Raw genomic sequence first — 20951 nt, forward strand, 5'->3', positions numbered from 1 at the left:
GCGCACTTTTCTCTTTTGATCTCAGCGCTTGCCGTAACGCTTCTGGAGCATGTCGAACACCGCTCGCATGCCTAGGGCATCGCCGCCCTTGGGCCGGCCTGGGCGGGCCGACGGACGCCAGGCGAAGGTATCGAGATGAACCCATGGCACGCCGTCGGGTACGAACCGGCGCAGGAACAGGGCGGCGGTGATCGCACCCGCAAAGCCGCCCTCGCCGGCATTGTTGATGTCGGCGACATCGGACTTCAGCATATCGGAATAGCTGTCCCACAAAGGGAGGCGCCACACCGGATCGTCGACCGCCGTTCCCGCAGCCTCGACCGCCTGCGCCAACGCATCGTCGTTGGCGAAGAGGGCGGGCAGGTCCGGCCCCACCGCGACTCGCGCCGCCCCGGTGAGCGTCGCGAAATCGACGATCAGCTCCGGCCGTTCCTCCCCCGCGCGGGTCAGCGCGTCACCCAGGATCAGCCGGCCTTCGGCATCGGTATTGCCGATCTCCACCGTCAGCCCCTTTCGGCTGGCAAGGATGTCGCCGGGGCGGAAGGCATTGCCCGATATCGCATTCTCCACCGCCGGGATCAGCATGTGCAACCGCACCGGCAGGTTCGCGCCCATGATCAGGCGGGCAAGCCCAAGCGCATGCGCCGCGCCGCCCATGTCCTTCTTCATCAGCCGCATGCCCGCCGAAGGCTTGATGTCGAGCCCGCCACTGTCGAAGCAGACGCCCTTGCCGATGATCGCCACGCGCGGGTGGCGTGGGTCGCCCCATTCCAGCTCGATCAGGCGCGGCGCGAAGGTCCGGTGGGCGGCCTTGCCGACGGCGTGGACCATCGGATATCCCTGTTCCAGCGCATCGCCGCGCGTCACGGTGACGGTCGCGCCGAACGCCTGCGCCACGGCCTGCGCGGCTGCCTCCAGGTCCGGCGGCCCCATGTCGGCCGCTGGGGTGTTCACCATGTCGCGCACCAGCGCGGTCGCCTCGGCCAGTCGGACGGTCGGCTCGATTCGCGCGACCTCGCGGCTCAGCAGCACGCGCGGGCCCGGCGTGGCCTCGTCCTTGCGATAGCGGTCGAAACGATAGTGCGCCGTCACCCAGCCCAGCGCAGCCTCGCCAGGATCGCCCTCGGCCAGCCGATAGCTTCCTTCCGGTAACTGCTCCGCCAGACGGGCTAGGCACCACGGTCCCAGTTGGGAGACGCTGGCGACGCCGGCAACGATCGACCAGTCCTGCGCCGCCCGATTCTGCCCGCCGTCCTCGGGCAACACCGCATGCTCATGGGGCTTGCCCCGGAATTTCTGAGCGGCAACCAGCAGCCGCACGGACTCGGGCTGGGCGGTAAGCCAGCCCTCGAAACCGGCGGCATCAACCAGGTGGATCGAACGGGCGGATTGGCCGTTGTCGGGCCTGAGCAGGTTGGAAAGGTCGGTCATGCGCATGATGTACGGGAAAGGCTGCGTCGGAGAAAAGGGAGATTTTCGCCCGTCCCGTCCCGGCCCCGGACGGTCTTTCTCCGCCTTTGCTTTCTCGCCGAACCGGCCTAGCTTCGGACCATAACAGCCAAGGAGAGTAAGGATGACACCTGATAATAGCGGTCTTCAAGCCGTTCGCGCCCGGGCCTATGCGCTTGCGGAAAGCGGCCGGTTTTCCAACGCCCGTGCCGTCGAGCAGGCACTGATCGCCGAAGGCTGGCCCCAGGCCGGTGCGGCGCTGCAAAGCGACTACGCGCGCAAGGCGATCAGCGAGAAATGCCAAGCCGCCGCGAAGGCGCATTGATGCGTCGATCCGTGTGGGGAGCCTGGGCGGGGCCGCTGGTGTCGGCGGCCCTGCTGCTGTCGGGCTGCGCGCCTTCGGAGGAGGCGGGTAACGACCATGCCGCGGCGATGAACGGAGCTGCCGCGACCGATTTTGCCAACCGCATGGCCGGGCACGAGCAACCCCCGCCGCCCGCTGCCAAGCCTTTTGCGGTGAGCGAGAAGACCGGCTTCCTCGAATTCGCCTATGCCTATCCGGCCCAGGCAGCGGCGGTTCCGGCGCTGGCGAGCAAGCTGGCCAAGGAGATGGAGACATCGAAAGTGGATGCGCTGAAGATGGCGCGGGACGACAGCCGGGCCGCCAAGAACGCCGGCTATCCGTTCCGCCCGCACAGCCTGGAGACGCGCTGGACGGTCGCTGCCGACACGCCACGGTTTCTGTCGCTGCGCTCGGAAAGCTATGTCTATACCGGCGGCGCACACGGGATGACGGGCTATGAGGCGATCCTGTGGGACAAGGCACGCAAGCGCGAGACCAGCTTCGAAGCGACGATGACCTCCGCTGCCGCCTTCGCCGCGGCGATCCACGACCGCTTCTGCGACGCGCTCGACAAGGAGCGGGCGAAGAAGCGCGGCGCGCCGGTGCAGCGTGGCAGCGACGATTTCTCCCAGTGCATCGACCCGATGAAGGAGGTGCTGGTGCCGACGTCCAGCGACGGCAAGCTGGTGGACGCGGTGACCGTGGTCATCGCGCCCTACAGCGCCGGCCCCTATGCGGAGGGGAGCTATGAGGTCGTGCTTCCGGTCGATGCCGCGATGCGCAAGGCCATAAAGACCGAATATCAGGACGGATTTGCGGGCGGATGAAGCCTATGCCGGCACTCCGTACAGGTCGTGCTCGTCGGCATCCTCGATCAGCGCGTTGAGGATATCGCCCGGCTTCCGGCCTTCTCCCACGTCGCGCAGGAAGACGCTGCCGTCGATCTCCGGCGCGTCGGCTTGGCTGCGCGCGGTCGCGCCGACGGATCCGTCCTCGTCGGGTTCGCCCAGCTCGTCCAGGATGACGGGAAGAGTACGGCCGACCTTGGCCGCCAGCTTGGCCGCGCTGATTGCAGCGGTGCGTTCCATGATCCGCTGGTAACGCTCCTCCTTCACCTCGTTGGGGACGGCGCCGGGCAGGGCGTTGGCGGCCGCGCCTTCCACCGGCTCGAAGCGGAAGGCGCCGACCCGGTCCAGCTGCGCCTCGTCCAGCCAGTCGAGCAGATACTGGAAATCCGCCTCCGTCTCGCCCGGGAAGCCGACCACGAAGCTCGATCGGATCGCGATGTCTGGGCAGATCGCGCGCCAGTTGCGGATACGGTCCAGCACCTTGGCTTCGTTGGCGGGCCGCTTCATCGCCTTGAGCACGCTGGGGGACGCATGCTGGAATGGGATGTCCAGATAGGGCGTCAGCAGCCCCTCGGCCATCAGCGGGATGACCTGGTCGACATGCGGATAGGGATAGACATAGTGCAGCCGCACCCAGGGCGGTGCGCCTTCGGCCGTGCGGAGCTGGCCGAGCTCGCGGGCAAGGTCGGTCATGTGCGCGCGCACCTCGCGGCCCTTCCACAGGCGCGGTTCGTGCCGGGTGTCCACGCCATAGGCGGACGTGTCCTGGCTGATGATCAGCAGTTCCTTCGTCCCGGCCGCCACCAGCTTCTCCGCCTCGCGGAGCACCGCGTCGATACGGCGCGACGCCAGGTCGCCCCGCAGCGACGGGATGATGCAGAAGGAACAGCGATGGTTGCACCCTTCGCTGATCTTCAGATAGCTATAGTGCCGCGGCGTCAGTTTCAGGCCGCCTTCGGGCACCAGGTCGACAAAGGCGTTGGGCACCGGCGGGGATGCCTCGTGCACCGCGCTGACGACCGCTTCATATTGGTGGGCGCCGGTCACGGCCAGCACTTGCGGGAATTTCGCGCGGATCAGGTCCGCCTCATTGCCCATGCAGCCGGTGACGATGACGCGGCCGTTCTCCGCGATCGCTTCGCCGATCGCCTCCAGGGATTCCTCCTTGGCGGAATCGAGGAAGCCGCAGGTGTTGACCAGCACGACGTCGGCGCCGGCATAGTCGGGCGACATCTGATAGCCGTCGGAACGCAGCTTGGTAAGGATGCGCTCGCTGTCAACCAGGGCCTTGGGACAGCCGAGCGAAACCATGCCGACCTTCGGCGCGGGGGGTATTTTCGTTGCCATGATTGCCGCGCCACATAGGGATTTACGCAGCAAATGTCACGGGGGGACGGGAAATGGCGGGTTTCGACCAATTTTAGTCGTTGGAGCAATGCCATCAACACCCCTGAGACCGGACACTCATTCAGGCGGAAAGTGGAAGGCTGGACAAGCAAATCTGGCCTTAGCGCAGGTTCGCCTTCTGTGGAGCAGCACATTTTTCGTTAGATTTGAGGCGTTTCAGTTTCTTGATCTTCACAAAAATGAACTGGCTTCCTTCCCATGGCTGCATGAATGACGGCCGCCGGGGCGCAAGAAATCCCTGTCCAATAACTCGAAAGCAAACCGTTTCATCAGGACGGAACATCATTGCCTGGCTCACAGGTGAAAAGTATATTTTCAGCCATTTTTCATCTCTTATCTGAAAATCCATGACTTTCAGACCTGAGTTTTTGTCAGGAACGAAGTTTGGATATTCCCAATGCGCATCCAAATATCCACGAACAGTCTGCAAACTTTCGGTGCCATCGGAATCTTGACCGGCAGCGGGCGAAGCTGTGGGTACTACAATTAGGCATAGGCCGAGTGTAATGTGCTTGATCATAGAGGGAGGCTGGCAGCAATTCTCCATGTTCACAATTGGGCGAGTGTTGCCGAATGATTCTTTCGCCGCACAGCGTCCGCTATTGCCGGTCATCCCTCCAAAAGCTGCCTGTCCGCTTCCCACCCAAACCCGCCCTTCGAAACACCGCTTCGAATAAGAAAAGGCGCGCCTCGCGGCGCGCCCTTCCTCCATCACAAACCGGCCTTCGCTTACATCCGGTAGGACAAGCGCAGATAACCGAACTGGCCCGGCACATCGTAGGTCGTCGTGTCGAAATTCGCGCCATCGCAGGTGTTACAGAGCGGCGGGTCCTTGTCGAACAGGTTGTTGACGCCGATCGTGAAGCGGGTGCGGTGGTCCAGCCAGGCCGGGGAGAAATAGGCCTGGATGTCGCCATAGATGGTGGTGCCCATCCTGTGGCCGTCGCTTTCGGTGACCTTGTCGATGTAGCGGCCGGTCAGCGACACGCCCCAATTCTCGGTCGACCAGTCGAGCGTCGCGGTTGCCTTGAAGCGCGGATAGGCCTGGTCGCTCGCGCCGCAGCGCTCGGTGCCAGCGCACTCGATGGTGGGAGCGTTCAGGTCTGCCGGCGGTTTGATGTCATATTTCAGCAGATAGGCGGCATTCACCGTCAGGCCGACCGTCCCCGTGCCGATCGGCTTCGAACGGTAGAGCAGGGTGCCGTCGATGCCGTCGGTGTTGATGGCGTTGAGGTTCTGCAGAACGCCGTCGATGCCCGCCACGGCGCCGCTGCCGGTGCGGCTGATCGCGGCGCAGCTGATCGGATCGCCGTCGAAGGCGCAGCGGCGCAGGGTCAGTGTCGCCGGGACCGAGTCGATCGCGTTCTTCAGGCGGATATTGTAGTAATTGACTTCCACGCTGAAGGCGCTGCCGAAGCTCTCGCGCGCCCAGGCCGGGCTGTAGACCATGCCCGCGGTCCAGGTCTTCGACGTTTCCGGCTTCAGGCCAGTATAGCCCTGCGAGAAGACGCCGAGCTGGCCACCCACGGGTTCGGCATAGCTGCCGCTCGCCGGCACGCCGTTGGCGATGCAGTTCGCGCGGACGGTGGCATTGGTCTGGAAGAAGCCGCCCGGCGCGCTGGTGCAGGGGTCGTCGATCGTCGCGTCGGTGCGCGAGCGGCCGGCGTAGAGCTCGCCGATGCTGGGCGCCCGCAGGCTTTCCGCATAGCCGCCGCGCAGCAGCAGGTCGTTGACCGGCTTCCACAGCCCCGACACGGTGTAGGTCGTGTTGCTGCCGAAGCTGGAATAGTTGGAATGGCGGGCCGCGCCGTCCAGTTCCAGCTTCTGGAAGAAGGGCGTATCCGACAGGATCGGGATACGCAGCTCGCCGTAGAATTCATCCACGTTGAAGCCGCCGCGCGCCGGGCTGGTCGGCACGTCCGCGCCCAGGCCTGCGGTGATGATCGGGTCGGGCGTATAGGACGCTTCCTGGTTGCGATGCTCGTAACCGATCGCGAAACCGACCGGGCCAGCCGGAAGATCGAACAGGTCGCCCGACAGGTTTGCCGTGGCGTCCCAAAGCTCCTGCTCGCTGCGGTCGCGCTCGTCGAAGGTCACGAAGTCGAGCATTGCCTGGGTGATCGACCCGGCGCCGCCAAAGATGTTGAACGGAACACACGCGCCGGTGCACTGGCTGACCGGTCCCAGCGCCTGCGCCAGCTTCGCGGCGTTGAGGTTGCCGGTGAACACCTGATGGGCATTGTTGGTGCCGTAGGTGCCGTTGACGTCCCAATACCATTTGTGGTCGCCGACGTCGAACGAGCCTTCCAGCGTGCTTTCCAGGCTGAGCGTATCGACGCTCTGCGAGAAGATGCGTGGTCCGCCTTCGACGAAGCGGCGGCGGATCGTCGAATAATTGGCGGCGCTGCCGTCCGCGCCGGAGGAAAGCGTCACGCCGAAGGGATTGTATGGATTGGTGGCGTCGACCGAGATCGTGTCCAGCAGGTTGCCGTTGCCCGCGTCCGGACCGATGAACAGCGGCAGGAAGGCCGCCTGGGTCGTGGAGTTGCGGTGCTGGTAGACGAGGCGCGTGCGCATCGAGACCGCGTCGGAGAACTCGAACTTCGCATTCAGGAAGGCGCCATAACGCTCCGAAGGCGTCAGCAGATAGTTGTATGGCGCGAAATTGAAGGAGTCGGTCGAGGAATTATAGTTGCGATAATCGGACCGCACCGGCGCGCGGCCGATCACCGGGCTGCCCAGCGTCAGGCTCTGGCCCAGCACGTCATAGCGTCCGTTGGGGGTGGCGCTGGAGCAGCCGCCGTCGGCGCAGCTCGATCCGCCCGCCGCCGGCCACTGCGAAATCCTGCGGTCGGAGGTGCGAACCCCCTCCTGCTTCACATAGTTGCCGCCGAAGACGATCGACACCCGGTCGGCCTGAATGCCGTAACTGGCGTTGATGTCATAGGTGTGGCCGTCGCCTTGGCGGTAGGTGCCGAACTGGGCCGAGGCATTGAGGCCCTTCTGCGACTGCTTGGTGATGATGTTGACCACGCCCGCGACCGCGTCTGACCCGTAGAGCGGGGAGGCGCCGGACTGGAGCACCTCGACCCGTTCGATCATGCTCTGCGGAATGGTGTTGAGATCGACCGAGGCGGGGATGCCGCCCGCCGCCGAACCGTTTACGTAGCGCATGCCGTCGACCAGCACGAGGGTGCGCTTGGCACCCAGATAGCGCAGGTCGATCTCCGCCGAGCCGGAGCTGACGCCGGTGCCGTCCGGCGGGCCGCCGATATTGCCGGCATTGTTGGTCTTGGTGTTCAGGCCGCCGGCTGCGCTCGGAAGGCGTTGCAGCACGTCGGCGATGGAGGTGAGGCCGGTCTTGGCTATGGCTTCGCTATCGACGGTGACGATCGGCTTGTCCTGGTCCAGCGGGTCGCGGCGGATGCGCGATCCGGTGACGATGATCGCAGTTCCCTCGTCCGCAGCGGCATCGGCCTGAGCGAAGGCGGTATCGGTCAGCATCGATCCGCACAGCACGACGCCGCACAGCAAGGCACTTCTGAAGCGCATGGCTTACCCCTTTGATATTGTTGTGGGGCAAATGTTCCGTGTCTGCGCGGTCAGCACAAATGAGATTTGCATCATCGCGGCGGCGTTGACACGAATTTTCGGATATGTTGCTGCGTCGCAACAAATCTTTGCAGTTCGTCGTTCAAATAGGGTCGTTGGTCGACGGGGGCGGCGCCTGCTCCACGATCTCGATGATGACGTCGCCGGTCTGGAGCGAGCGCGACTCCGCTTCCCAGAAGCCGATCGGCCGTTCGCCGCGATAGATGCGCACGCCCAGCCCTGTCGTGATCCCCGACAGCGGCCCGCCGATCTCCTGGGGCATCACTGGCCGCTGGTTGAGCCGCACCTGCCCGCTTGATGCCGCCAGGTCGGCCATATAGTCGGCCAGGTGCCGCCCGCTGGTGCTGCCCGCCAGCAACAGGCCGGCGAAGCTCACCGGGTTGATGACCGTCGTAGCCCCCGCCTGCCGCGCGGGCAGTTCATTGTCCTCGTTGCGCACGACGATGCTGATCGGCAGCCGCGGGGCAAGGTGACGGGCGGTCAGCGTGATGAGGATGGAGGTGTCGTCGCGCCCCGCCGATACGATCAGCGTTCGGGCACGGTGGATGGCGACATCCTTCAGCGTCCGATCGCGCGTCGAATCGCCGCACAGCACGTTGCAACCCAGCGCCTCCGCGTCGCCCAGTGCTTTCTCGCTGGGGTCTATCACCACGATCTCTCGCGGGTCGGTGCCGCGGGCGATCAACTCCAGCACCGCCTCGTTCCCGCTCGTGCCGAAACCCGTGACGACGATATGGTTGTGCAGATCGGCCTGAATACGTGCCATGCGCCACCTGTAGACGATGTTGCGGAAAAAGAGGTTATAGGCCGTGCCGAGGAAGATCAGCCAGACGAACAGGCGGATCGGAGTCACCAGCAGCGCCTCGAACAGCCTCGCCTCCGGGCTGACGGGCACGATGTCGCCATAGCCCACCGTGGTCACCGTGACCGTCGTGAAGTAGAGCACGTCGATGAAGCTGATGTGGTTGTCGAGATTGTCCCTCAGCCCGTCACGGCCGACCCAGTGGAGCAGCAGCACCAGCCCGATCAGGCCCAGGACCAGCCCGACCCGCCAGGCAAGGTCCAGCCAGACTGGCATCGACGAGCGGCGGCGGAGGAAGCCGGCCGTGGGGGAAGCGGAGGAGGGAGCGATCCTCATCGGCCCGCCGCCGGCAGCTGGCCGACCGGGTTGACCGGCACGCGGTCCTTGCGCAGCTCGAAATGCAGCTTGGGCTGGCTGGCATAGCCGCTGTCGCCGGACAGGCCGATGACCTGCCCCTGCTTCACCTTCTGTCCGCGCACCACGTCGACGCGGGAGGCATGGCCATAGGCGCTGACCCAGCCGCTGCCGTGCGTCACCAGGATCAGGCCGCCGAACACGGCCACCTTGTCCCCCGCATAGGCGACGACGCCGTCGGCACTGGCGCGGATGGGCGTGCCGACCGGGACGGCGATGTCGATGCCGTTGTTCTTCGCGCCGCTCTCACCAGGGCCGAAGCGCGAAAGGATCGCTCCTTGCACCGGCCAGGCGAAGCCGCCGACGAAGGCGCCGGGCGTCGCGATCGGGACGTTGGAGGGCAGGGGGCGTGGCCGCGTCGGCGCCGCGACCGGCGGCGCATCATCGGCGGCGGCGGGCTGGCCGCCGGTCAGCACGTCGTCGATGTCGATGCGGAACGCGGCGGCACGCTCCTCCATGCTGGGCGGCCGGCGCGGGGTGTCGCCGGGCAGCAGCAGCCGCTGGCCCCGCCGCAGCACGAAGGGCTCGGTCAGGCCGTTGACCTCCACGATGTGCCGCCATGGCACGCCATAGGCCGCCGCGATGGCGATGCCCGTCTCGCCCTCCGACACCGGGTGATAGCGGCCGCCCGGTATCGACAGCCTCTGTCCGGCCCGGATCCCATAGGGCGGCGCCAGGCCGTTGGCGCGCGCGATGGCCTCGGCCCCCGCGCCGGTGCGGTTGCCGATGCCGCGCAGCGTATCGCCCGGCTGCACCACATAGGTGGATGGGGCCACCGTCTGTGCTCGCGCCACCACCTGCTGCGCCGTCCACACCGGCTCGCTCTCGATCGCGCTGACGGAGGACGTGTCCATATCGAGCCGGGGCGGCGGCGGGGCCGGGGTATCGGGCTCGCCGGAATGGTTGGGAATGCAGGCGGCGAGCGGCAGCAGCAGGAGCAGGGCTAGGATCGGCGGCGTGCGCGGCATCCGCCGTGTCTAGCCCATTGCGTCCCGCTTGCAACAGAAGCCGCGAAGGGGATCAGTCGGCGAAGGCCGCCGCCGTCGCCGCCAGCGCGCTGTCCTGGGTCAGGTCGTAGTGCAGCGGCGTCACCGTGACATAGCCTTCCGCGATCGCGGCGAGGTCGCTGCCCTCCGGCACCGCATCGCTGCTGCCCAGGCCGAACCAGTAATAGCGATAGCCGCGCGGATCCGTCCCTTCCACGATGCGGGTGCGATCCACGTCGTGGAAGCCCTGCCGCACGACGCGGATGCCCTTGACCGTTTCGGGATCGATCGCGGGGAAGTTGACGTTGAACAGCATGCGCGGGCTGGCGGGAAGCGCGATCAGCGGGCGCAGCACCTTTTCGCCCCAGGCCCGTGCCGCGGCGAAGGGCACATTGTCGCCCAGCCCCTCGCGCGCATAGACCTGGCTCAGCGCGATCGACTTGATGCCGGAGATGGCGCCTTCCATCGCGGCGGAGACGGTGCCGGAATAGGTCACGTCCTCGGCCAGGTTGGCGCCCCGGTTGACGCCGGAAAGGACGAGGTCCGGCGGGCAATCCTTCATCAGATGGCCGACCGCCATCATCACCGCGTCGGTCGGCGTGCCGGTGACGCTGTAATGCCGCTCGCCATGCTTGCGGATGCGCAGCGGGCGGGTGAGCGTCAGGCTGTGGCCCGCGCCCGACTGCTCCTCATGCGGCGCGACGATCCAGATGTCCTCCGACAGGGTGCGCGCGATCTCCTCCAGCACCTTGAGGCCCGGGGCATGGACGCCGTCGTCATTGGTCAGCAGGATGCGCATCAATATCTCGACCAAGTTCCCAGCATGTTCTCATAGGGAATGCTCAACTCCCTTTGACCACTCATCAATGGAACAAGCGCCTCCGGAACTGCAACGCTGCCGTCCTGCTGCTGATAGTTCTCAAGCACTGCAACCAGCGTACGCCCGACTGCCAGGCCCGACCCATTCAACGTGTGGAGGAAGCGCGTGTTTTTACCGCCCTCCGGTTTATAGCGCGCGTTCATCCGCCGCGCTTGGAAATCGCCACAATTGGAGACGGAGCTAATCTCTCGATAGGTCTGCTGGCTTGGCAGCCAGACCTCCAGATCATATGTTTTTCGCGCTGAGAAGCCCATGTCGCCGGTGCAGAGCAGCACCTTGCGATACGGTAGTTTCAATGCCCGCAATATGCTCTCCGCCGCAGCGCACATGCGTTCATGCTCGGCCTCGGAATCCTCGGGCCGGCAGATCGCGACCAGTTCAACCTTCTCGAACTGGTGTTGGCGAATGAAACCGCGCGTGTCTCGTCCAGCCGATCCTGCTTCCGAACGAAAACAGGGCGTGAGCGCTGTCAGCCGGATTGGCACTTGTAGGTCGGATTCATGCAGTAGTTTTTCCCGCACCAGGTTGGTCAGCGAGACCTCGGCGGTGGGGATCAGCCAGCGGCCGTCGGTCGTCCGGAACAGGTCCTCGGCGAATTTAGGAAGCTGCCCCGTGCCGAACAACGCCTCGTCGCGCACCAGCAGCGGGACGATCGTCTCCTCATAGCCATTCACGGCGGTCTGGGTGTCGAGCATGAACTGCGCCAAGGCCCGGTGCAGCCGCGCCATCTGCCCACGCAATGCCGTGAAACGCGCGCCGGACAGCGCTGCCCCGCCTTCGAAGTCCAGCCCCAGCGCCGGGCCGAAATCGGCATGGTCCTGGGCCACGAAGTCGAAATCGCGCGGCGTGCCCCAGCGGCTCAGTTCCACATTGTCGGTTTCGTCCGCGCCCTGCGGCACGTCGTCGGCGGGCAGGTTGGGGATGGCCGCCAGCATCGCGGTCAGGGCGTCGCTCACCTCGCGATCCTCCGCCTCCAGTGCCGGCACGCCTTCCTTGAGCGCCGCGACCTCGGCCTTCAGCGCTTCGGCCGTCGCCATGTCCTTGGCGGCCATCGCCTGTCCGATCGCCTTGCTTGCCTCGTTGCGGCGTGCCTGCCCCTGCTGCAGCGCGGTCTTGAGCGCGCGGCTCTTCTCGTCGAGCGCCAGGATATCGGCCGAAAGCGGCGCCAGGCCCCGGCGCGCCAGGGCGGCGTCGAACGCCTCCGGATTTTCACGGATGGAACGGATGTCGTGCATGGGCCAGCCCTATGCCGCTGCGCGAAACGCGGTGCAACCCTGCGTTCCATCGACCGTTGAATAAGCCGGCAATGACAGGAGAAAATGATGCAGATCGATCATGACGCGATGGTGCTGGTGGCCGACGGCCGCAAGCTCCTCTTCTTCCGCAACAAGGGAGACGGGGTCTATCCGCAGCTGGAGGCGGAGACGGTAAGGCAGCAGGACAATCCGCCGGATCGCGATCAGGCGACCGACGCGCCGGGCCGCGCGTTTAATTCGGTCGGATCACACCGCAGCGCCATGGAGCAGGTGGATTTCCACGACCTGGAGGAACAGCGCTTCGCGGCGGAGGCGGCCGACATCCTGAAGCGCCGCGCGCTCGCCAACGAGTATGAGAAGCTGATCATCGTCGCACCGCCGAGCACGCTGGGCGAGCTGCGCAAACATTATCACAAGGAGGTGCAGGACCGTCTGGTCGGAGAGCTCGCCAAGGACCTGGCCAACCATCCGGTGCTGGAGATCGAGAAGATCATCGCCGGCGCCTGAGAGCCTTCACTCGACATGAAAAAGGCGGGCCCGATCCGGGTCCGCCTTTCCTTTTGCCCCCCGGCAAAAAACGATCAGGCCAGCGCCTTGCGTTCTGCAAAGCGCCGGCGGGCGACGAGGGCCACGGCCGCGGCGCCGAACAGCAGCACCATAGGCGGAGCCGGGACATCCGTACCGCCGGTGCTGGTGCTGCCGCCCGAGCTGCTCGACGAAGAGGAACTGGAGGAGGAACTGCTCGACGAGGACGACGAGCTGCCGCTCGACCCGCTGGTCGTGCTGCCGAAGCTCGACGACCCGCCCGAGGAGGAAGAGCTGCTCGACGAGGAGGAACTGGACGACGAAGAGCTCGACGACCCGCTGCTTCCGCTGGAGCCGCTGCTCCCGCTCGATCCATGGCCATGACCGGGCTTGCCCGGCTTGCCGCCGCTCGAACTGCTGGACGACGAGCTCGACGACGAAGAGGAGGATGACGAGGACGAACTGGAGCTTGAGCTGCTCGAAACGCCGCTGGACGTCGACACACCTCCGGTCGACGTGCTGACGCCCCCGGTGGAGGTGCTCACGCCCCCGGTGGAGGTGCTCACGCCACCTGTCGTGGAGCTGGTCGAGCTGCTGATGCCGCCGGTGGAACTGCTGGTCGACGAGATGACGACCGTCCCGCCGCCGCCACCGCCGCCGCCGCCGAAAAAGCCCCCGAAGAAGCCGCCGCCGCCGAATCCGCCGCCGCCGCCCATCACCACCGGCACTGCGCCGCCGCCGCCGGACATCACCGGCATCTCTGGCGCTGGCAGGGGTGCGGGAAGGGGAACGGGGGCCGCTTGCGTCACCACGGTCACGGTCTGCGGCGTGACGGTCTTTACCGTCTTCACGACGCGGCGCTTGACGGTGCGGACGGCATAGCGCTTGCGCGGCGCGGCCTTCACCATCTTGGTGCTCTTCGTGCTCTGCACATGCGCCGGCCGGGCGTTCTCGGCGACATGCACGGCGCCGCCGCCGATGATCGCCCCGCCGCAAGTGCAGGCACATAGTTTCGCCAACGCCATCCGTACCGACATAGTATCCACTCTTGTCCTGTCAGCGCCGACCCGAAACCGGATTTTCCAGTGACGGACGAACAGCTTTCCCTAGAGGCAGAAACACAAAAGAAAGCGTTAACTGCAACGCCGTTAACCCTGAATCTCGGACCCAAGTCGAGGGAAATCCGGCGCGCTGATGAAGCGATATGGTTAACGTCCCACTATGGAACGGCCCGCGCCCCTGTGATGAATAGGGGCACCCGTTCGGGCCCGTTCGGCCAACGGCGCTTCCCCATGCAGGCCGCACGGCGGGCCATCGGCCGGAGCCAGTCTCTATCTCTATCGTTCCGCATCATTATTGCGCGCTTGTGCAGCCCCCCGCCCATGGCTATTAGGCGCGCTCAAACAACGTCACGGGCACCCGGGACTTTCAGCGCCGGGAGCCTCTTCGAGTCGGAGAGCCAGATGGCATCGGTCCTGAATTCCGATAAAAACGGCGAGAAGCCGCCCAAATCGGCCGTTATACTCCCCCCCGATTACCGGCCCTCGTCCGACGAGGAGTTCATGAATCCGCTGCAGCTCGAATATTTCCGGCAGCGCCTCTGGGATTGGAAGAAGCAGATCCTGGCCGAAGCGGAAGGCACGCTCGCCGTCCTTCAGAACGAGCCGCTTCGCGAACCCGACCTCAACGACCGTGCATCCAGCGAGACGGACTGGTCGATCGAGTTGCGGACCCGCGATCGCCAGCGCAAGCTCATTTCGAAGATCGATGCCGCGCTCCGCCGCATCGACGAGGGCGAATATGGCTATTGCGAGGTCACCGGTGAGCCGATCTCGCTCGGCCGGCTGGAAGCCCGCCCGATCGCCACCATGACCGTCGAGGCGCAGGAACGCCACGAGCGGCAGGAAAAGGTTTCGCGGGACGATTAACGCTTTCTCCATCACCCCATGCCATGGTGCTGCCCATAGAGGTGATTTGGCACGGATCGATCGATGGACAAAGAGCAGGACAATCAGGGTCGTGGACCGGCGCGTTCGGCGCCGCGCGACAGCCTGTTTCTCCTCACCAGCCTCGTGACCCCGGAGGGCGCTCCGCTCGGCAAGGCGCGGGTACGGAACCTCTCTGCCACTGGCCTGATGGCCGATTGTGAACGGGCGGTCCCCGCTGGCGTCAAGGTGATGCTGGAACTGCGCGGCGTCGGCACCGTCAGCGGGATCGTTGCATGGTCCAAGGAGGACCGGATTGGCGTGGCGTTCGACGAACCCATCGACCCGCAGCTGGCGCGCCGCCCGGTTTCGTCCGGCACCCGCCCCAACTTGCCCGACTATCTGCGCATGCAGCCGGCCCCCCGCCGCTGATCGGCGGCTCCACTCCCTCGTGCCAAATCCGGGGACGGCGCCCGTCCGCTTTTTCCGCCAGCGGGAAAGGGCTCTCCATCCCCGGCCAAACAAAAACCCCGGGCCCTGAGGGCGCCGGGGTTTTGTCTGCCGAAACAAGGCTGGCCAGCCGCGGCGCGGGGCAGGCGCCCCGGCACGCAGAGCCGGTCAGTGGCGGCCGGACATTTCTTCCTTCAAACGCAGCTTCTGCTTCTTGAGCGAGGCAACCAGGATCGCGTCGGGCATCGGCCGACTCGTCTCTGCCTTGATTCGTGCCTCAAGCCCGGCATGCTTGGCTGAAAGAGCTGAAATGTGGCTGTTTTCCATGACATTCTCCTTACGAGGGTGATGGAAGACGAAGTAGATCACGAATCGGCCGCCGAGTCTCGCTGCTATTGGGCCTTTGCGGCGGGCGGACCGTAAATTTGCGATGGTCCGCGCCCTCCGGCCCGGCTATCAGATGGGCTGGGTAGAGTTCGCAATGGGGCGGGTGCGCCGTGAGCCGGGAAGACATCATGAGGCGGCTGGAATTGCTGCGCGTCGAACATCGGGATCTGGACGGCGCCATCGCCGCTCTGATCGACACCGGCTCGGGCGACCAGATGCAGGTCGCCCGGCTCAAGAAGCGCAAGCTGCGGCTGCGCGACGAAATCACGCTGCTGGAAGATGCGCTGGTGCCGGACATCATCGCCTGAGCTGCGCTAACCGGCCCTGATTGGGACAGTGCGGCGAATCGCCTTTCTGCAGGCCTGACAAGACCGCGATAATATGTCAGCTAAGTGGCGCATGAAGTCGTCAGTTTCTCTTGATCGCAGCCTTCACCGGCGGCTCGTGGATGGTCTCTATATCGAGGCCATGGTCATGGCCGATGAGGCGCGCTCCTATTTCGACGCGCCCGAAACCCAGGATTTCGGTGCCGACGATCCGTTGCGCCGCGTCGCCTTCGCCTGCGAATCGCTGAAGGTCACGACGCGGCTGATGCACGTCATCGCGTGGCTGCTCAGCCAGCGGGCGTGGCAGCGCGGGGAGATCGCGGATGCGGAACTGGCGGATGAGAAGCATCGCCTGGGCCATGCGGCGCCGACGGACGCGGCGGTTTCGGAGGGCTTCCCCTTCTCGATCCGTGCCCTGGTCGAGGGGAGCCAGGAGCTCTACGACCGCGTGGCCCGGCTGCAGGATCGGCTGGACCGGATGATGCGGCTTCCGGCCCCGGGCGAAGACAATCCCGCCCATGCGCTGATGAACCGGCTGAGCAGCGCTTTCTAAGGGCGGCGCTACGCCTGCGCTTCCTCCAGCCAGCTGACGATCGGCCGGCCCGATGCTTTCACCCGATAGGCCTGCGCCAGCCGGACAGCGTGGACGACCAGCGATATCAGTGTCCACCACGCAAGGGCGATCAGGCCGATGTCGGGCCGCCCCGCGAGTAACGCGAAGAACAGGATAACCATGTTCGGGTTGCGCCGTGCGGTGATGAGGCGGAACCGGCTGTCGAACGGGCGCCAGACATGGATGTCCATCTTGAAGTCCTTGAGGAACATCCCTTCGATCAGGCGCTGGAGCACATAACCGGCGATCACCGCCGTCATGATGAAGGTGAAGGTGCCGCCCGACAGCGCCAGGCCCCAAGTGGCCAGGCCCGTCCCCCAGAAATACCACCAGAAGGGCGGGTGGACCAGGTCCACGCCATGGTCGATCACATTGCCCCATTTGGAGGAGGTGATGGTGCAGCGGGCGAGCTTTCCATCGACGGTGTCGAGCACCATGAAGATGAAGCCCGCAAGGAACCCGGTCCAGTACATGCCCCTGGCGAAGAGGAAGGTGGCGACGATGCACAGCGTGATGCCGATCATCGACACCATATTGGGCGTCATGCGCAACTGCGCCGCGACGCGGGTCAGCACCAGCGCCAGCTCGGGCCAGAGATATTTGGTGAGGACGTCGGTCACGCCCTTGTAGGCGCCGAAATAGCTCCGCCGCTCGATCGCGCTTCGGGTCTGCGGCGTCAGCTCGCGGACGAAGGGCTGCTCCAGCTTGCGGAGCTGGTGGTTGTACAGCTTGCGTCCGTCGGACAGGTCTATCACCGATGGCGCCCGCATCGGATCGCTGCCGGCCGGCACCTGCCCGACGATCGGCACGCCGTCCCAGGCGAAGAGCGTGCCCGGCTGCGCCAGCGCCAGGGTAAGGAGCAGCGGGTCGAAGGCGTAGGCCAGGTTGAACAGCAGCTCATGGCCTTCCGCCAGCCGCTTGCCTCCCTTCCCGGCGCTTTCCGCCATGCGGCGGCAGCGCTCGGCATTGGACATGCCCCATATGCGGGTGGCATTTTCACCCAGCAGGCGGACCGGTCCTGCGGCGGTCTCGATCAGCGCGCTCATGCCTTCCCCTGCATGAAGGCGAGGATCAGATCGGCCTGCCGCACCGAGGCCGGGATGGCGCATTGGTCGATGGAATCGTGCATGGCCGCCTTCTGCGCAGCAACGAAGCCCGGTTGCAAGTCCGGCGCGCGTGTCAACGCTTCAGGAAGGTCCTCGACCCGCTCCAGCACCTGTCCCAGCCGCCAATGGGCAAAGGCTTCATCGTTTCGCCAGTCCCGCCGATCCAGGTTCAGGAACAGGCAGGGGCGGGGCTGCAGCAGGAACTCGTACACCTGGCTGGACACGTCGCCCAGATAGGCGTCGGCACTCATCGTATAGCTCATGTCGATCGAATGGCGGCTGCCCATGTCGACACGTATATGCGGGGCTGTCGTCTCGATCGGAGCCACGCGGCCGGCGAGCTTGGTGTGAGGTGCGACGATGACGTTCCAGCCTTGCAGCGTTTCAAGGGCGCGCATTACCGCCGGGCCGTGCCGCACCCAGGAGGAAAGCCGCGGGTCGAAATGGGGATTGTAGAGCAGCACTGGCCGGTCGTCGGAGAAGAAACGCTGCGGCGGCGCGCTCAGCTCGAACTTGGCATAGCCGCCGACCGCGACGGCCTCGGGTGGGCACAGGCCGCGCTCGATCATCCGCCGGCGGTCCTTCTCGCCGGCCACCAGGGTCAGGTCGAATGCGGAATGGCGGGCCTTGTAACCGCCCTCCCGGTCGCCTGCGCCATGCTTGATGAGGATCAGTCGCGACCGGAAACCGGGGACGAAGCGCAGCGCGGCACTCGATATCTCGGTCGTCACCAGCAAGGGGAAATGCGACAGCCGCTGCGCGTTGAGCAACAGGGTGGCAAGCCGCGACGGCTGGCGGAACAATGTGTCGGCACCGAAGAAGGGGCGACGCAGATGTTCCATCTTCAGCGTCCCCGTCGGATCGTAATGCGCGACCAGGTCAAGCAGCACGGGGGAAGGAGACAGGATCGTGACGGAGACGTCGGGCCGTCGCGCGAGCTCCAGCGCAGCCGGAAGCCAGTGATAGATTTGCTGGGCTTCGGCTATGGCTAGGAATGCTATTTCTGTCGGCACGATGATCCCCGGACGCCTGCCGTAACGATTGCGCCCAGCGATGCAAGAGGGCGCGCGCTCCCTTCCCCTGGGACCGAAGAGGGCGGAGATGGGCGCGCTAGATGCTGGACCTTTGCAGATTATTTGTTATGCGGGCCCCACTGCGAGACATTTTCCAAAGAGGCTCGAAGAGCGATGGCCGAATTTGCGTTGCCCAAGAACAGCAAGATCAGTGGCAAGGGCGTGACCCACCCGGCGCCCGATGGGGCGACCAATGTCAGAAGCTTCAAGGTCTATCGCTACGATCCCGATTCGGGCGCGAACCCGCGCTATGACACGTTCGAGATCGACCTCGACCAGTGCGGGCCGATGGTCCTCGACGCCTTGCTCAAGATCAAGAACGAATATGATCCGACGCTGACCTTCCGCCGCTCCTGCCGCGAAGGCATCTGCGGTTCCTGCTCGATGAACATGAACGGCAAGAACGGCCTCGCCTGCACCACCGCGATCGACGAGTGCGCCGGCAAGGAAGTGCGCATCACCCCGCTGCCGCACATGGACGTGATCAAGGATCTGGTGCCGGACTTCACCCACTTCTACGCGCAGTACAACAGCATCAAGCCCTGGCTGCAAACCGTCAGCCCGGCGCCGAGCGGCAAGGAACGGCTGCAGTCGCCGGCCGATCGTGAGAAGCTGGACGGCCTCTACGAGTGCATCCTGTGCGCCTGCTGCTCGACCAGCTGCCCCAGCTACTGGTGGAACTCGGACAAGTTCCTGGGACCGGCCATCCTGCTCCAGGCCTATCGCTGGCTGGCCGACAGCCGCGACGAATATACCGGCGAGCGCCTGGACGAGCTGGAGGATCCCTTCCGCCTCTACCGCTGCCACACCATCATGAACTGCGCCAATGTCTGCCCCAAGGGCCTTTCGCCCGCCAAGGCGATCGCGGAGACCAAGAAGATGCTGGTGGAACGGCAGCTCTGACCGGCGTGACCGTACGGCAGGGGATGGCGCGGCCGATCGCGGATGGGCCGCGCGCCGGCTGGCTCGAATGGGTGGAGCCGGCGGAAGGAACCTTTCTCACCATTCTCGGCCCGCTCTATTCCCGGCGCGAGGGTGACAGGCGCGCGATCGTCGAGCTGGAACCGCGCCCCGAACATCGCAACCGGCTGGGGTCGCTGCATGGCGGCCTGCTCGCCGCTTTCGCCGACCACGCCTATTTTTCCGCCATGGTAGCGATGGGCCGCCCTGCCCAGGCGGGCGCGGTGACCGTCGACCTGTCGATGCAATATCTGGCGGCCGGCAGCGCCGATGCACCCCTTCGGGCCGAGGTCGACCTGCTGGGCGAGACCGGGCGACTCCTGTTCCTGCGGCTGGTGCTCAGCCAGCACGGCCAGCCTGTCGCCGCATCCACCGCGACCCTGCGGAAGGCGCCGGAGGAACGGTGACCCGCATTCTGGATCGCTATCACGCCCTGGTGGCGGCCGGCGAATTGCGGCCCGATTCCGATCAGGATGCCGCGGCCGCGCGACTCGATCGCCTTCAGGAGGAACTGGAGTCCGCTCCTCCACGCGGGTCGACGCTGTGGCGGCTGCTGCGCAAGCCGCCGGAGCCGCCGCGCGGGCTCTACATGTGGGGCGGGGTAGGGCGCGGCAAGTCGATGCTGATGGACCTGTTCTTCGACACGGTGAAGGTCCAGCGCAAGAAGCGGGTCCATTTCCACGAATTCATGCTGGATGTGCACTCCCGCCTGGCAGAGGCGCGCCAGTCCGAAAGTGGCGACCCCATCCCCCCGGTCGTGGAATCGCTTGCGGAAGAGGGGCGGCTGCTCTGCTTTGACGAGATGGTCGTCAACAACATGGCCGATGCGGCGATCATGTCGCGGCTGTTCACCGGACTGCTGGAAAAGCGGGTGACGATCGTCACCACCTCCAACCGGCCGCCCGATGACCTCTACAAGGACGGGCTCAACCGGCAGCTGTTCCTGCCCTTCATAGACCTCATCAAGATGAAGCTCGATGTGCTAAGCCTCAATGGGCCGACGGATTATCGGCGCGACCGGCTCGGCGACGCGACTCTATGGCATTGTCCCAATGGACCCGAAGCGACGAAGGCGCTGTCCGACGCCTTCTTCCGCCTTACCGATTTTTCGGTGGAGGATCGCGCCAAGGTGCCGGCGGAGGACATCCCCGTTCAGGGCGGGCGGACGCTCCATGTGCCTAAGAGCCTCAAGGGCGTCTCGGTCTTCTCCTTTAGGCGGCTGTGCGAGGAGGCGCGTGGCGCGCCCGACTATCTGGCGATCGCGCGGAAATATCACACGGTCATCATCGTCGGCATTCCCGTGCTGGGGCCGGAGAAACGCAACGAGGCGGCGCGCTTCGTCACACTGATCGACTCGCTCTACGAATATAAGGTGAAGCTACTGGCCGCCGCCGATGCGTCACCCGCCCGCCTCTATCCGACAGGCGACGGATCGTTCGAGTTCGAGCGGACCGTGTCCCGCCTGATGGAAATGCAGTCGGACGATTATCTGGCGCTGGGCCACGGGTCGAAATAGCGCGTCGGGGACCGCCGCCGTTCCTGCTTCAGCTGCTCCACAGGCCAGGGGATCGCCCTTGCGGGCCGATCGT

Annotated in this window: 23 protein-coding genes; 12 read left to right on the top strand and 11 right to left on the bottom strand. The window is 65.4% G+C overall.

Annotated features, from left to right (window positions below; all coding sequences use genetic code 11):
• Positions 1 to 21 precede the first annotated feature (21 nt).
• Positions 22 to 1431 (bottom strand): leucyl aminopeptidase family protein, encoded by a 1410-nt coding sequence (locus tag M529_RS34045; RefSeq protein WP_021317710.1) that lies wholly within the window; start codon positions 1429 to 1431, stop codon positions 22 to 24.
• A gap of 142 nt (positions 1432 to 1573) precedes the next feature.
• Between M529_RS34045 and M529_RS34050 the strand changes: the two genes are divergently transcribed.
• Positions 1574 to 1774, top strand: a complete 201-nt coding sequence (locus M529_RS34050; RefSeq protein WP_021317711.1) for a hypothetical protein — start codon at positions 1574 to 1576, stop codon at positions 1772 to 1774.
• Positions 1774 to 2619, top strand: a complete 846-nt coding sequence (locus M529_RS34055; RefSeq protein WP_021317712.1) for a DUF4163 domain-containing protein — start codon at positions 1774 to 1776, stop codon at positions 2617 to 2619. The genes M529_RS34050 and M529_RS34055 overlap by 1 nt, the downstream gene beginning before the upstream one ends.
• 3 nt (positions 2620 to 2622) lie before the next feature.
• Here the strand turns inward: M529_RS34055 and rimO are convergent, their stop codons facing one another.
• The 7 genes from rimO to serS all read right to left on the bottom strand — a co-directional run bounded on the left by rimO (position 2623) and on the right by serS (position 11976).
• Positions 2623 to 3987: a 30S ribosomal protein S12 methylthiotransferase RimO gene (rimO, locus tag M529_RS34060; RefSeq protein ID WP_031294902.1), complete on the bottom strand. Its 1365-nt coding sequence runs from the start codon at positions 3985 to 3987 to the stop codon at positions 2623 to 2625.
• 160 nt (positions 3988 to 4147) lie between these two features.
• On the bottom strand, positions 4148 to 4759 hold the full coding sequence (locus tag M529_RS49235) for a hypothetical protein (RefSeq protein ID WP_161626339.1): 612 nt from the start codon (positions 4757 to 4759) through the stop codon (positions 4148 to 4150).
• Positions 4760 to 4776: 17 nt separating this feature from the next.
• Positions 4777 to 7551, bottom strand: coding sequence for a TonB-dependent receptor domain-containing protein (locus M529_RS34065; RefSeq protein ID WP_408021275.1), 2775 nt, complete (start codon positions 7549 to 7551; stop codon positions 4777 to 4779).
• Positions 7552 to 7741: 190 nt separating this feature from the next.
• Entirely contained in the window at positions 7742 to 8797 is a 1056-nt protein-coding gene (locus tag M529_RS34070; RefSeq protein ID WP_031294903.1) for a potassium channel family protein, read from the bottom strand.
• A complete protein-coding gene (locus tag M529_RS34075) occupies positions 8794 to 9843 on the bottom strand; it encodes a M23 family metallopeptidase (RefSeq protein WP_021317716.1) in 1050 nt (349 codons plus the stop codon). Before M529_RS34075 ends, M529_RS34070 begins: the two co-directional genes overlap by 4 nt.
• Before the next feature lie 52 nt (positions 9844 to 9895).
• On the bottom strand, positions 9896 to 10660 hold the full coding sequence (gene surE, locus M529_RS34080) for a 5'/3'-nucleotidase SurE (protein WP_021317717.1): 765 nt from the start codon (positions 10658 to 10660) through the stop codon (positions 9896 to 9898).
• Complete coding sequence (gene serS, locus M529_RS34085; RefSeq protein ID WP_021317718.1) at positions 10660 to 11976, bottom strand: serine--tRNA ligase; 1317 nt, start codon at positions 11974 to 11976, stop codon at positions 10660 to 10662. The genes surE and serS overlap by 1 nt, the downstream gene beginning before the upstream one ends.
• Before the next feature lie 87 nt (positions 11977 to 12063).
• On the opposite strand from serS, the gene M529_RS34090 reads away from it, so the two are divergent.
• The 5 genes from M529_RS34090 to M529_RS34110 all read left to right on the top strand — a co-directional run bounded on the left by M529_RS34090 (position 12064) and on the right by M529_RS34110 (position 14879).
• The gene (locus M529_RS34090) at positions 12064 to 12504 is read left to right on the top strand and encodes a host attachment family protein (protein WP_021317719.1); all 441 of its coding nucleotides are present in this window, start codon (positions 12064 to 12066) and stop codon (positions 12502 to 12504) included.
• Positions 12505 to 12591: 87 nt separating this feature from the next.
• Positions 12592 to 12906: a hypothetical protein gene (locus tag M529_RS34095; protein WP_031294905.1), complete on the top strand. Its 315-nt coding sequence runs from the start codon at positions 12592 to 12594 to the stop codon at positions 12904 to 12906.
• A 15-nt stretch (positions 12907 to 12921) separates the two neighbouring features.
• Positions 12922 to 13404: a hypothetical protein gene (locus M529_RS34100; RefSeq protein WP_236617675.1), complete on the top strand. Its 483-nt coding sequence runs from the start codon at positions 12922 to 12924 to the stop codon at positions 13402 to 13404.
• A gap of 581 nt (positions 13405 to 13985) precedes the next feature.
• A complete protein-coding gene (gene dksA, locus M529_RS34105; RefSeq protein WP_021317722.1) occupies positions 13986 to 14450 on the top strand; it encodes an RNA polymerase-binding protein DksA in 465 nt (154 codons plus the stop codon).
• Between the two features lie 63 nt (positions 14451 to 14513).
• Entirely contained in the window at positions 14514 to 14879 is a 366-nt protein-coding gene (locus M529_RS34110; RefSeq protein ID WP_021317723.1) for a PilZ domain-containing protein, read from the top strand.
• A 186-nt stretch (positions 14880 to 15065) separates the two neighbouring features.
• On the opposite strand, the gene M529_RS48345 is transcribed toward M529_RS34110, so the two are convergent.
• Complete coding sequence (locus tag M529_RS48345) at positions 15066 to 15224, bottom strand: YdcH family protein (protein WP_021317724.1); 159 nt, start codon at positions 15222 to 15224, stop codon at positions 15066 to 15068.
• A gap of 188 nt (positions 15225 to 15412) precedes the next feature.
• On the opposite strand from M529_RS48345, the gene M529_RS34115 reads away from it, so the two are divergent.
• Together M529_RS34115 and M529_RS34120 are read left to right on the top strand one after the other, a co-directional pair.
• Entirely contained in the window at positions 15413 to 15592 is a 180-nt protein-coding gene (locus M529_RS34115) for a YdcH family protein (RefSeq protein ID WP_021317725.1), read from the top strand.
• Positions 15593 to 15683: 91 nt separating this feature from the next.
• Positions 15684 to 16163, top strand: a complete 480-nt coding sequence (locus tag M529_RS34120; RefSeq protein WP_021317726.1) for a DUF1465 family protein — start codon at positions 15684 to 15686, stop codon at positions 16161 to 16163.
• 8 nt (positions 16164 to 16171) lie between these two features.
• Here the strand turns inward: M529_RS34120 and M529_RS34125 are convergent, their stop codons facing one another.
• On the bottom strand, positions 16172 to 17269 hold the full coding sequence (locus M529_RS34125) for a CDP-alcohol phosphatidyltransferase family protein (protein ID WP_021317727.1): 1098 nt from the start codon (positions 17267 to 17269) through the stop codon (positions 16172 to 16174).
• Complete coding sequence (locus tag M529_RS34130) at positions 17266 to 18342, bottom strand: hypothetical protein (RefSeq protein WP_021317728.1); 1077 nt, start codon at positions 18340 to 18342, stop codon at positions 17266 to 17268. The genes M529_RS34125 and M529_RS34130 overlap by 4 nt, the downstream gene beginning before the upstream one ends.
• A 174-nt stretch (positions 18343 to 18516) precedes the next feature.
• On the opposite strand from M529_RS34130, the gene M529_RS34135 reads away from it, so the two are divergent.
• The 3 genes from M529_RS34135 to zapE are packed head-to-tail and all read left to right on the top strand — an operon-like array spanning position 18517 to position 20878.
• Positions 18517 to 19305, top strand: a complete 789-nt coding sequence (locus M529_RS34135) for a succinate dehydrogenase iron-sulfur subunit (protein WP_021317729.1) — start codon at positions 18517 to 18519, stop codon at positions 19303 to 19305.
• A 5-nt stretch (positions 19306 to 19310) separates the two neighbouring features.
• Positions 19311 to 19769 (top strand): PaaI family thioesterase, encoded by a 459-nt coding sequence (locus tag M529_RS34140; RefSeq protein WP_236617676.1) that lies wholly within the window; start codon positions 19311 to 19313, stop codon positions 19767 to 19769.
• Between the two features lie 5 nt (positions 19770 to 19774).
• A complete protein-coding gene (zapE, locus tag M529_RS34145) occupies positions 19775 to 20878 on the top strand; it encodes a cell division protein ZapE (RefSeq protein ID WP_408021276.1) in 1104 nt (367 codons plus the stop codon).
• Positions 20879 to 20951: the final 73 nt, after the last annotated feature.

Origin of the sequence: Sphingobium ummariense RL-3, from assembly GCF_000447205.1 — a bacterium.
In the GTDB taxonomy this organism is placed as follows: domain Bacteria; phylum Pseudomonadota; class Alphaproteobacteria; order Sphingomonadales; family Sphingomonadaceae; genus Sphingobium; species Sphingobium ummariense.